General features: G+C 54.8%; 13 protein-coding genes. 7 read left to right on the top strand and 6 right to left on the bottom strand.

Features of this window, described 5'->3' with window-relative positions:
- From NP596_RS17325 to NP596_RS17315, 3 genes are all read left to right on the top strand, one after another.
- The coding region (locus NP596_RS17325) for a beta-ketoacyl synthase chain length factor (protein WP_256616646.1) at nucleotides 1-576 on the top strand (576 nt) is incomplete at its 5' end.
- Between the two features lie 60 nt (nucleotides 577-636).
- Complete coding sequence (locus NP596_RS17320; protein ID WP_256616645.1) at nucleotides 637-1,056, top strand: outer membrane protein assembly factor BamE; 420 nt, start codon at nucleotides 637-639, stop codon at nucleotides 1,054-1,056.
- 36 nt (nucleotides 1,057-1,092) lie between these two features.
- Nucleotides 1,093-2,286, top strand: a complete 1,194-nt coding sequence (locus NP596_RS17315) for an NAD(P)/FAD-dependent oxidoreductase (RefSeq protein ID WP_256616644.1) — start codon at nucleotides 1,093-1,095, stop codon at nucleotides 2,284-2,286.
- Here the strand turns inward: NP596_RS17315 and NP596_RS17310 are convergent, their stop codons facing one another.
- Nucleotides 2,287-3,285 carry a hypothetical protein gene (locus NP596_RS17310; protein WP_256616643.1) on the bottom strand — a complete coding sequence of 333 codons (999 nt, stop codon included), beginning with the start codon at nucleotides 3,283-3,285 and terminating at the stop codon, nucleotides 2,287-2,289.
- Nucleotides 3,286-3,666: 381 nt separating this feature from the next.
- Here NP596_RS17310 and NP596_RS17305 point away from each other — a divergent pair, with 381 nt between their 5' ends.
- From NP596_RS17305 to NP596_RS17290, 4 genes are read left to right on the top strand one after another with little or no spacing between them, the layout of a single operon-like run.
- Entirely contained in the window at nucleotides 3,667-4,221 is a 555-nt protein-coding gene (locus NP596_RS17305; protein WP_256616642.1) for a flavodoxin, read from the top strand.
- 2 nt (nucleotides 4,222-4,223) lie between these two features.
- Complete coding sequence (locus tag NP596_RS17300) at nucleotides 4,224-4,991, top strand: 4Fe4S-binding leucine-rich repeat protein (protein ID WP_256616641.1); 768 nt, start codon at nucleotides 4,224-4,226, stop codon at nucleotides 4,989-4,991.
- Entirely contained in the window at nucleotides 4,981-5,658 is a 678-nt protein-coding gene (locus NP596_RS17295; protein WP_256616640.1) for a hypothetical protein, read from the top strand. The genes NP596_RS17300 and NP596_RS17295 overlap by 11 nt, the downstream gene beginning before the upstream one ends.
- Before the next feature lie 15 nt (nucleotides 5,659-5,673).
- Nucleotides 5,674-6,123, top strand: a complete 450-nt coding sequence (locus NP596_RS17290) for an ankyrin repeat domain-containing protein (protein WP_256616639.1) — start codon at nucleotides 5,674-5,676, stop codon at nucleotides 6,121-6,123.
- Nucleotides 6,124-6,590: 467 nt separating this feature from the next.
- On the opposite strand, the gene NP596_RS17285 is transcribed toward NP596_RS17290, so the two are convergent.
- The 5 genes from NP596_RS17285 to NP596_RS17265 form a co-directional block, all read right to left on the bottom strand.
- Nucleotides 6,591-6,911 (bottom strand): hypothetical protein, encoded by a 321-nt coding sequence (locus tag NP596_RS17285; RefSeq protein ID WP_256616638.1) that lies wholly within the window; start codon nucleotides 6,909-6,911, stop codon nucleotides 6,591-6,593.
- 72 nt (nucleotides 6,912-6,983) lie between these two features.
- Entirely contained in the window at nucleotides 6,984-7,325 is a 342-nt protein-coding gene (locus tag NP596_RS17280) for a YdbL family probable chaperone protein (RefSeq protein WP_256616637.1), read from the bottom strand.
- 11 nt (nucleotides 7,326-7,336) lie between these two features.
- Entirely contained in the window at nucleotides 7,337-7,534 is a 198-nt protein-coding gene (locus NP596_RS17275) for a YnbE family lipoprotein (protein ID WP_256616636.1), read from the bottom strand.
- Between the two features lie 61 nt (nucleotides 7,535-7,595).
- Nucleotides 7,596-9,416, bottom strand: coding sequence for an intermembrane phospholipid transport protein YdbH family protein (locus tag NP596_RS17270; RefSeq protein ID WP_256616635.1), 1,821 nt, complete (start codon nucleotides 9,414-9,416; stop codon nucleotides 7,596-7,598).
- 23 nt (nucleotides 9,417-9,439) lie between these two features.
- Complete coding sequence (locus NP596_RS17265; protein WP_256616634.1) at nucleotides 9,440-10,450, bottom strand: Gfo/Idh/MocA family protein; 1,011 nt, start codon at nucleotides 10,448-10,450, stop codon at nucleotides 9,440-9,442.
- Between the last annotated feature and the right edge of the window lie 129 nt (nucleotides 10,451-10,579).

Here is a 10,579-nt window from a genome sequence, read left to right as displayed (position 1 = left end):
CTGGCCTGCGGGCGGGCCGGACGTTCGCCGGCGTCGTTGCCTGCCGTATTCGCCAGCGCGGCCGGCGAAATACAGATCACAGATCAGCTTTGTATCGAGCTGACCAAACCGGAACCCATGGTTTCGCCGGCCGCTTTTCATAATTCGGTGCAAAACACCGTGGCCGGCTATTGGAGCATCGCCCAACATTGCACCCAGCCGGCCACGGCATTGGCCGCCGGTTCGGACACGTTTGCCATGGCCATATTGGAAGCCTGGTGCCAACTGGCCTGCCGCGACGGCGAACTGCTGCTGGTCTGCTACGATGAACGCTGGCCGGAATATCTGGCGGCGGGGCGAGGGCAAACCGAGTTTGCCTGTGCGCTAGTGCTGGCGGCGGAAAGCAAGCCGGACGCACTTTTACGCCTCGACCGGCCCTTTTCCGACGCCTCGGCTCCCCGCGAATCGGCGGCGGCAAACGCCGATCCGATCCTAGCGGCCATGCCGTTATTGGCGTTGGCGGCTGCCGAGGGCCGATCGCCCCAAACACGCCTGCCTATCGGCCCGGATTGGTGGGTCGAGGTGCATAAGCGCTGAAAAAACTTATAAAATGCACTACCTTTGATCCATCTCAATTCACATATAAGGCGGAAACCGATGAAACAGCTAAAATTGTTGGGTATTTCTACAACACTGGTCTTGGCGGCGGGCTGCGCGTCATCCCCAAAACCCGCGACGCAAACGGCGGCCCCGACCTCGACGCAAGTAAGCAAATCCAGCCAATCAGCGGAATCGACTATCGAGGGCAATATTCCCGCCGGCAGCCCGTTCGCCAAAATCCAGATCGGCATGACCCAAGGCCAGGTGCACGAGATCCTCGGCCAGCCGACAGACACCAAGGCTTATCAAACCGGCAAGGCCTGGATCCCGTTTTATTTCGGTCCGGACACCATGCGCACCGACGAATTTTATAAGGGCGTCGGCTCTGTCACCTATACCGGCGCCGGCATCGGCGGGGTGCATTGGAAGGTATTCCGCGCGGTTTACAATCCTGCCGAAGACGGCTTCGCTAAATAATCGATAGTCCATAGGTCTTATAAGGTACCCGACAACATGCAAAACGGTTTTGACTACGATGTAGTGGTAATTGGCGGCGGCCCGGCCGGCTGCACCGCGGCCACTTTGTTGGCGCAACACGGCCGCAAGACTTTGCTGCTGGAGCGAGACAAACATCCTCGCTTCCATATCGGCGAGTCCATGCTGCCGTTCAGCGAACCGGTGGTGCAGCGTCTGGGCATCGACTGGAGCGCGGGCAATCAATTTAAAAGCGGCGCGGTGTTCATAGACGAGCGCACCGATCAGCGCATGTATTTTCCCTTGAGCGTTTACCGCAAAACCTACCAGCTGGAACGGGCGCCTTTCGATCAACTACTGTTCGAAAACGCCGCCAAGCACGGCGCGGAAACCCATCAGGAAGAAAAGGTGCTGGAAGTGGACTGCCAGGCCGATGGCGTCAACATAGTCTCCGACAAAGGCCGTTACCGTTCCCGCTACCTGGTGGATGCCAGCGGCCGCGCCGCCTTGCTGGGCAAACAGCACAAAGGCATCGATAAAATCGAAAATCTGGGCAAGTTTGCCGTGTTCACCCATTACGAACAGATTCAGCCCGGCGAGGAAGCCGACGAACTGTTCAATTCCGGCAGCATCTACGTGCCGGTGGTGGATATCGGCTGGATCTGGATCATTCCGCTGTCCGGCCGGCGCTTGAGCGTGGGCTTGGTGGTACAAAAAGACCGCCCCAAGGATTGCAGCGTGGAAGAACTGCTGCAACGCTATCTGGCCGCCTCGCCGATCCTGAATCGCCTATTAGCCGGCGCCCGGCAATCGGCGCCTATCCGGGTGGAAGCCGATTTCAGTTACAGCAACCGGCAGCGTTACGGCCTGCGTTACGCCTGCTGCGGCGACGCGGCCGGCTTTCTGGATCCGGTGTTTTCCTCCGGCGTGTTCCTGGCCTTCACCAGCGCCGCCCGCATCGCCGACCGCATCCACCAGGGTTTGAGCGAAGGCCGCGAAGCCGACCCGCTGCTGCATGCCGAGGACGACGAAGCCTATCTGCTGGGTTTCAACACCATGCGTCTGTTCGTAGAACGCTTTTATCAATCCGGCATTGTGCATAACCTGTTTTTCGAAGCCGACCGCGACCCGGACCTGAAAGGACAGATTGCCAGACTGCTGTCCGGCGATCTATGGGTAGACGACAATGCCTTGCAGAAAAGCCTGCTGGCGGGGCGGAAAATGGCGGGTTAATTATTTTGACACCAGGCTTGCCACATGAGGAATAAAGGTCTTTTCGTTGACAAAGGTGATGTCGTACATTTTTGTTAATCCAAGCACCTGCTCGTCGCTAATCCCGAATACCAGTAATAAAAAATTATCTTTGTCGATATCCAAGCGACGCCGCATCTTGTTGTATTTTTCTATATAAGACCTAAATTCGCCGGATTTACATTCGATAAAAACCGGGATGCGGCTATTCAGCAGAAAAAACACATCCACTTCATATTTATCTTCATTGGCGAATTGGATGTTGAAATTTCTCAGGCAGGAGAAAAGCCCGTTATTTTCATAACATTGCTTTAATAATTTCATAAAAACGTACCACTCCAGCCATTCGCCATTGAAAAAACTCACAATGGCCGGAGCGGTTTGCAAGGTCAGCCGGGCTCTTTTTTCATTTTTATCGTAAAAATACTTGGCCACAAACGAAAAGTCGTACAGGTTTTTACAAAAAGCGGTCATCGTTTTTATTTGATTCTGACTGTAGTTACTCAGATTCAAGGTCACGGAGGTGTAGTTATTTCTTTGGGTTTTTCGGATTTTATCCAGAACCTCCTGCAAAACATCGATATTGTCACCCAGTTCCACGGCGATTTCATCGTAAAAGCCCTGCGTATCCAGCGCCTCATGGTTTACTTCAATTTGCACATTTTTTCGCTCGAACCAATTAACAATCGGTTGATATTGTTTGCTGTTGCCCATGACGGCCGTATTGTGCAAATCCAGGTCTTCTATTTTGCCTGGAAAATTCATCGCCGGCGCGGCCTCGGATTCTTGGCTGGCGGATTGTTCGAGGTTACGATACTTGGCGAGCAATACGCCGTATTTTTCGATCAGCTTCTTAATAAAAGCCACGCTATCGTGAATAACCGCGGTTTGCTCGCAAACAGGGCATTTCACGGATTTGCCTATATGCTCATTGGCGATTTCTCTTAAATAAGCGCAACTGTTGCAGCGAAGGATGGCCATGCGTATACCTTGCAGAATGAGTTCAGGAACAGCGTGCAGGCATGGCGTCAAATTCGCCCGTCTTACCTCCACATAAAATTAAAACGCTGGCTCGAAGAAAAGAACGGGGCGTTAGGTTACGGATAATCAGATACTGGGTGCTTAGGTCATCACTATCTAGCATCAACCGTTATGCGCAAAGTATACAAATTGTTGTATTTCGCTGCAATTGTAACCATACCGTCACAAGACTGAACGGCCGTTGTTCGCAACCATCCATATCCGACTGATTTTAAAATAAAAAATATTTTCAATTTCAGCCGACAACCTGGATCGAATATTGCTGACTTTCACTTCAAAGGCTACTCGGCCTAACCCAGCACTTTCGATTACAGGTGATTTATGAGCAAAATCGGCATTTTTTTCGGTACCGATACCGGTAGCACCCGCCTGGTAGCCAAAAAGATTTATGGCCTGCTCGGCGAAGAGTTGGCCGACAAACCCAAAAACATCAACCGCACCAGCCCCGCCGAACTGCTAAAGTACGACGCGATGATACTGGGCACCCCGAGTTACGGCGTCGGCGACTTGCCGGGTCTGGCCGCGGGGTGCCAGGAAGCCAACTGGGCGGAGTTCGTACCCTATCTGGACGATACCGATCTGAGCGGCAAACGGGTGGCCTTGTTCGGGCTGGGCCATCAGGAACGTTACGCCTCCCGTTTCGCCAGCTCTTTGATCAAACTGTATCAGGTGTTTTACGGCAACGGCGCCAAAATGGTGGGTCGCTGGAGTACCGAGGGCTACCAATTCGAACATTCCGCATCGATTATCGACAATCAATTCGTCGGCTTGGTTTTGGACCAACGCGGCCAACCGCATTTGACCGAGGAGCGCATCAAAACCTGGCTGGATCAAGTCAAACCTCAGCTGTTGCCAGCCTTGGCCCGGGCGGCTTGATCATGTTGTCCGCCACCGTCGAACCGGATCTCACGCCGCTGGCGGATTGCGGCGGCTGCCAATTCCGCGACAGCTTACTGGCCGCCGGCGCTTGCAAACCCGGCGACCGTTGCGTGGCCGCCAACAGCGGCAGGCAGATAGACCGCTTTTTTAAGGCCCATCCCGGCATCGCTCCGCAATACAGCCAAGACCCGTTTTGGGAACGCCGCGCCATCGCGGCCCGCTATTTACCGACCAATAAGCTGGAACCGTTGCTGACCGACCCGGACGAGGCGGTGCGCCGCGTACTGGCCTACCGGGTGCCGCTGGAATGGCTGACCCTGCTGCGTAACGATAGCGACCGCGAGGTCAGAATCACCGTCGCCGACCGTCTGCCGGAACACGAGCTGGAATTGATGGCCGAAGACCCCGATTATCTGGTACGCGTTTATGTCGCCAGACGCCTGCCGCAAGGCCGCTTGTTTCGTCTGGTCGCCGATTCCGATAGCGAAGTGCGGCGCATCGTCGCCACCCGCATTCCCCGCGTCAGCTTGGGTTTGATGGCCCAGGACGCCGAAGTGGAAATACGCCGTATCGTGGCGCAGCGCATGGACGTCGACGACTTGGCCATGTTGAGCCAAGACCCCGACTGGACCGTCCGCTACGAAGTGGCCTTGCGGGCGGATGCCGATTTGCTACGGCAAATGTTGCACGATCCTGAGCCGGACGTCGGCCAGACTGCTCAACAACGCCTGGAAACACTGACTCAATCCTGCAGCCATGACGACTGAATTTATCGTCGGCCTGACTTACGCCGACCGTTTGAACCTGGCCTCTCAAGCCCGCCACGACGCCTTAAAAACCCGTTTTGACTCCGAACTCGCCGCGCTCACCTCCTTGATGGGGCCGATGAGCGACGGCCCGGAATGGCCGGCCGGCGCGGCTTGGTTGGCGGCCCGGCACGGCGGGAACGCCTGCATTATTTCCGACGGCTTGTCCGACCCCTGGGTAGAACGCGACAAACCGGAAACCGGCTTGGGCGTGGAAGTGTTTATCGAAACGCCTGACGCCGGCATCGCCTCAACCGCCCCATTGCCCAAATTGGCCGATACCTGGCTGTTTCCGTTAATAGCGGAAGTCAGCCACACTCTGGCCGGCTACGCCAGATTGTGCGAAAAACTCCTGGCCGGCGAATTATTGTCGCTGGAATTCAATATCGACCATATAAAAGACGGCCGAGGCCGGGTAGGGGCCTTGTTGAGCAAACCGCGCCAAGACAGCATTGGCTTGAGCATGCCCGGCGGCACGGTCAGCTTGATTGCCGCCACCTTGTTGACGGCGGACGAACTGAAATTTCTGCGCGGCAAGGGGCTGGCCGGCCGGCTGGAATTGGCGGACAAGTTGTACGCGGCCGGCGTCGGCCATTTGTCCTTGCTACACCGGCCTTCGGTGGTTTGAACAGGCGGATAGGCGATGAACGTATCCGAGGACATTGCCGGCTGGTTTGCAGCCAATGGGTTCAATAAGCAAACACCGCTTATTGCTAACGACAAAGGCCAGCCTGCGTTGATTTTAGCGGCGCAACAAGCCCGGCCTGACGTGTTGGCGTATCTTTTGGAAAACGGCGCGGATTTAAGCGTATTGGACGCTTACGGCAATAATGCCCTGTGGGCGGCCTGCTTTGCCGAGTCGAACGATTGTATCGCCCTGCTGATAAGCGCCGGCATTAATATCGATTACCAAAACCCCAGCGGCGCCACGGCCTTGACCTATGCCTCGTCCAGCGGCAAGCACACGGCGGTGGCGCAATTGCTGCATGCCGGCGCCAATCCGTTATTAACCACCCAGGACGATTTCAGTGCGCTGGATTTAGCATCTACCCGCGCCTGTTTACAATTGTTGCGTCAGGCGATGAAGTCCTAAAAGTAATCGCGCATTTGCACGCAATCTATCCGAAGGATATTGCGAGGGGGCTTAATTTAGTCTTGGTTTTGCTTTTCAATCAACCAGGACTGGTCATAGACGGCAATCGGTCTAAACTGCCACCGCCGTTTCAACTTTGGCTGACAACCATAAACTGCTTACCCGCCTTTCAGTTAACCAGCGTAGCCCGGATGAAATGAAATGGAATCCGGGGAACGAAGGCTATAAATCCCGGATTGCGCTTCGCTTCATCCAGGCTACTCAAGTGGACCGGTAACGATTAAATTGCTGTCATTAGATCAAACGGGTCGATTGTTTGCAAAGGGTGGTGCCTGTCTATCATGGCGCATGCTCGCGATTGAAAATATTACCTTTAAGCGGTGGGCAAAAAGCGTTGCCCATCCTACACGGGTTGTCTCGGCAGGATTTGTAGCCCAGGCGGGTATTGCTTATTTCCAGCCGCCCCGTCAGGCTTCGAACCCTACTTCGGAGAAGGATTTGCCGGATTCGTCCCCATAAAGCAAAGCCAGAGTGGCCGGGTCGGGCATATCGATTCGGTTTGCCGAATAGGCGTCCAGTAGCGGCGTGATGTGCCGTACCGAGGCGGGCGTGGTATAGACGTAATAGCAAGCGCCATCGTCGCTCCAGCAAGCGAACATCGCCATGCCCTCCGGCCCGTTTCTGGCCACGTAGGCGGCCCGAAACGCACTGAACAGCATGGCCATTTCGCCGGATTCGTATTCCTGGCGCGAAAGTTTGATACGGTGCCAACCCGTGGTTTTTATCATCTTATGCCTGCCATCACTAGAATCGGCTTAATTTTACCGACTGTTTGATAACAGCCGACGTCTTAAACCGACCTAACGTTTTTGCCACCCCGATGGGGTTTGCACGTAATGCCCGGGCGCGGCTTGGCCGATGACTTTCTGCGCGGTCAGCTTGGCCACTTCTTCCGCCGGCACGCCGTTTTTGGCGGCGATACGTTGATATTCGGCGCGCCGCTGGGCATTGATGCTGTCGACCATGGCTTTAACATCCGCCGGCGCATTGCCGTCCACCAAACCCAAATAGCCGTTCATCAGTTCGCCGACCAAGCCCGCCGCCTTCGCCTGCCCCAAATCCGCCGCATTGACCGGCGCGGCGGCAAACCACAGACAAACGGTTAAGACCGCCAGCAATTTCATCGCATAATTGTTTTTCATCTATCGCTCCTTTAAAACAGGTCTTTGTTGCTGCTAATCAGCGCGTCGACATCTTTTTCCACCTTCAAGCGAATTTCGTGTTCGATTTTGATGTTCATGGTGATTTCGATGGGTTTTTCCGGCGCTTCCAACTTGACGGACGGCGAGCACCCCGCCAGATAAAAGGCACCACAGATAATGCCTATACTGTTTATTGCGCTCCACTTCATTGAGTTCTCCACTCCGCCCAACGGCGGCATACGTTGCTAATCCTCCATGGGAGGCCGATTTTCAGTGTCCGCCGGCGGCTTTGACCTGTTCCAGAATGGGCTTCTCAAAATCGCCCGCCAAAATACCCCGTTGTAATAAATCCGGTAAATGCCCGTTTAAATTCAAGTTAAAGGCTACCGCATGTCCGGATAATACTTGCGGGTTTTTACCTTCCAAACGTAAACCCACCCGATAGTGCCCGTCCGGCTGATAATTCAGCTTGGCTTGCAGGCTATGGTACTGCAAATTACGCAAGGCGTTAAAAGCCGGATTTTCATTATCGGCCGCCGGCCCCTGATAACGCAGCACGCCGGGGCGGGTACCGTTCAGTTTGCCGTCTTTCAGCTCGATACTATCCATAGCCAGCCTTAACGGCAACTTACCGGCCAGCCTGCCGGTGCCGGAAAGCTGCGGATAATTCAGGCTGTCCAGCAGCTGCGCCAAATCCAGATTTTTCACGTCCAGAGTGAACTTAACCGGCCGTTGGCCGATGTTTAGCGTGCCGGGATCAATCGACAATAGCCCGCCGAATACCGGCATGCTAAACCTGTCCAAACTCAGGTCGCGATTGTTTAGCCGGGCTTTTAATTGCAGATTGTGTAGCGTGGTTTCCCGGCCTATTTGCAGATTGGGCGCATCGATCTCAAGTTGCATAACCAATTTGACGAGGTCTTTAACGGCAAAACGAATGAACCCGTTGTCGGCCTTGACCGGCCCGGCCAGTATACCCAGCTGATAACCATTCAGATAAATCTCGCCATTTAAAGGGCGTTTAGGCTGCCAGTTCAAGCGTACGCTACCCATCACCTGCCCGGCAGGAAACTGCCAGGCATTGAGGGTTTCCGGTAACCAGGGTTTGATTAAACCGACGAACTCGCCGAGCTGCAAATCCAGATGACCGTCAACGGCCAATTGCGGCTTGCCGGTGTTTAGCGCCAGCTCGGCGCTGGCCAGATACGTTTGCTTGTGGGTCAGCTCTGCCCGGCCTTTTATAGTTGCCAAGTCATCATCGGATTGGGCCGACAGATTCATTTGAACGCCCGCCAGATTGGGTTGGATAGCGGCAAAGTCTGCGGTGGAAATCGTTTTTCGTAGCTGATCGGGGATCAGACTGTTCGATTTCAGCCATTGCATGGATTCCTGCAGGTCGGCCTTGAGATTGCTTTGCAGCTTAGTTGGCGCGGGCCGATCCAAATCCAGTTGCATCATTTCGGGACCGGCACTTTGCTGAATTGCCAACTTGGCATTAGTGAATTGCGGATTTACTTCGGCCTTAATTACTTGCTCCGCATCGGCCAACAGGATAAACAGCGGCTTTCCCGGCCGAGCGTGCACCTCGAAACGACCGGCAAAACGGCTCGCGCCCCACGGCGTTTCCAGTTCAAAATCCAGTTGCTCGATACTCAGTTGCTGACCCGGTAATGCCAATACCGCCTCATCCGCTTGCTGTTCGCCTGTCACTTTATCGGCTGCGTGATATGCTAACCGCACGCGGGCTTTGTTTATGTTGAGGCTGTCAAGCCGAGCGGCGGGCAGATCGTAGGCCGCTTTGATGCTTTCAAGTTCGGCCGTTATCGCACCGCTGGGGGTTTGCAGGCTAAATTGCAGGCTGGCAATTTCCGCTTGCCGAGAATCGAAGCGGGCGCCGGACAGTATGGGATTTAACAACGGCGTTTGCCGCAAGCCTTGCGTTAAAGCCCATTGTAAAACCGCGCCGCGTTGCCTCCAAAGGCCTACAGCACCCCCAATTAACAACAGCAAAACACCAGCGCGCAGATAGCGTCGCCAACGCGGTTTGGCTTGTACTGCGTTTGCTTGCGGAGCAGGGGGCTGTAAAGTCAAACCGCTATTGTCCTTTGCATCGTTTAAATTTTGACGACCTGTCCGGTCGCGGCCGACTCCAGTGCCGCCACGATGATTTGGCAGTTTTCCCTGGCATCTTCAAACGACAAGCGCGGTTCTTTATTATTCAGTACGCAATCGCTGAAATGTTCGATTTCCAGATTGAAATGGTTGGAGGCCGGCAGGCGTTCTTCGCCTTGACGACCGTCTTCCGTCCACCAGGAAATCACCGGCACATCGCCCGGCAATTGCCACACCACATGACATTTCAGGCCGCCCTGGGTGCCGACGATTTCGTATTCACAACGCCGCGCCCGCTCGAAACTAAAATCGAACTGGGCGAACCTGCCGTCGCCGTAGTCCAGGATGCCGCTGGTGGAAATATCCGCGCCACTATCGGCATAGCGGGCCATGGCGGTAACCGCCAGCGGCGGCCGGTCGAAAAACATGCGCAAGGCATGAATCGCGTAACAGCCGATGTCCCACATGGCGCCGCCGCCCTGTTCAACATCGTTAGCCAGGCGATACATACGCGCCGGACGCATCATGAAGGAAAAGCTGGAACGCACGGAACGAATTTCGCCGATCAGACCCGAATTTAAAATCTCCCCGACCCGGGCGTGTTGCGGATGGAAACGGTACATAAAACCTTCCATAACCTTAACTTTATAGCGGCGGGCGGCGGTTTCGATGGCGTCGATATCGGCTACCGTCAAGGCCATGGGTTTTTCGCACAACACATGTTTTTTATGGGCGATGGCACGCAAGGCCCATTCGGCATGTTCGTGATTGGCCATGGGCAAATAGACGGCCTGCACATCCGGATTGGTCAATAAGGTATCCGGATCCTCGTAAGCCTGAATATGGGGATAACAAGGCGCATATTTGGCCAACGTTTCCGCCGCGGCACCGGGCCGGCGGCTGGCAATGGCGATTAATTCGGAATTCGGTGCTTCCAGGATGGCCGGCAGTAGCCGCTCATTGACGCGAGCCGCGCCTAATATACCCCAGCGCAATTTAGCTTGATTGTTCATGACTGTGATCTCCCGCTGATTGTTTTATTTGTTCGCCCGGGAGTTTGCAGCCTTGCGCACAACGAGTCAAACCTAAAACGTTTGAGGTAAATATCGGGCCATGGGTTGAGTTATTTCAAATAAGAGGCC

The organism is Methylomonas rivi (assembly GCF_024505165.1).
Classification (GTDB): Bacteria; Pseudomonadota; Gammaproteobacteria; order Methylococcales; family Methylomonadaceae; genus Methylomonas; species Methylomonas rivi.
The sequence above is the reverse complement of the archived record's forward strand: the minus strand, read 5'-3'. Positions and strand labels throughout refer to the sequence as shown.

What these genes read in the sequence shown, in the direction of transcription:
- NP596_RS17265 (WP_256616634.1), bottom strand. Translation starts at nt 10,450, where the DNA reads ATGAACAATCAAGCTAAATTGCGCTGGGGTATATTAGGCGCGGCTCGC.
- NP596_RS17290 (WP_256616639.1), top strand. Translation starts at nt 5,674, where the DNA reads ATGAACGTATCCGAGGACATTGCCGGCTGGTTTGCAGCCAATGGGTTC.
- NP596_RS17280 (WP_256616637.1), bottom strand. Translation starts at nt 7,325, where the DNA reads ATGAAAAACAATTATGCGATGAAATTGCTGGCGGTCTTAACCGTTTGT.
- NP596_RS17300 (WP_256616641.1), top strand. Translation starts at nt 4,224, where the DNA reads ATGTTGTCCGCCACCGTCGAACCGGATCTCACGCCGCTGGCGGATTGC.
- NP596_RS17320 (WP_256616645.1), top strand. Translation starts at nt 637, where the DNA reads ATGAAACAGCTAAAATTGTTGGGTATTTCTACAACACTGGTCTTGGCG.
- NP596_RS17310 (WP_256616643.1), bottom strand. Translation starts at nt 3,285, where the DNA reads ATGGCCATCCTTCGCTGCAACAGTTGCGCTTATTTAAGAGAAATCGCC.
- NP596_RS17305 (WP_256616642.1), top strand. Translation starts at nt 3,667, where the DNA reads ATGAGCAAAATCGGCATTTTTTTCGGTACCGATACCGGTAGCACCCGC.
- NP596_RS17295 (WP_256616640.1), top strand. Translation starts at nt 4,981, where the DNA reads ATGACGACTGAATTTATCGTCGGCCTGACTTACGCCGACCGTTTGAAC.
- NP596_RS17315 (WP_256616644.1), top strand. Translation starts at nt 1,093, where the DNA reads ATGCAAAACGGTTTTGACTACGATGTAGTGGTAATTGGCGGCGGCCCG.
- NP596_RS17275 (WP_256616636.1), bottom strand. Translation starts at nt 7,534, where the DNA reads ATGAAGTGGAGCGCAATAAACAGTATAGGCATTATCTGTGGTGCCTTT.
- NP596_RS17285 (WP_256616638.1), bottom strand. Translation starts at nt 6,911, where the DNA reads ATGATAAAAACCACGGGTTGGCACCGTATCAAACTTTCGCGCCAGGAA.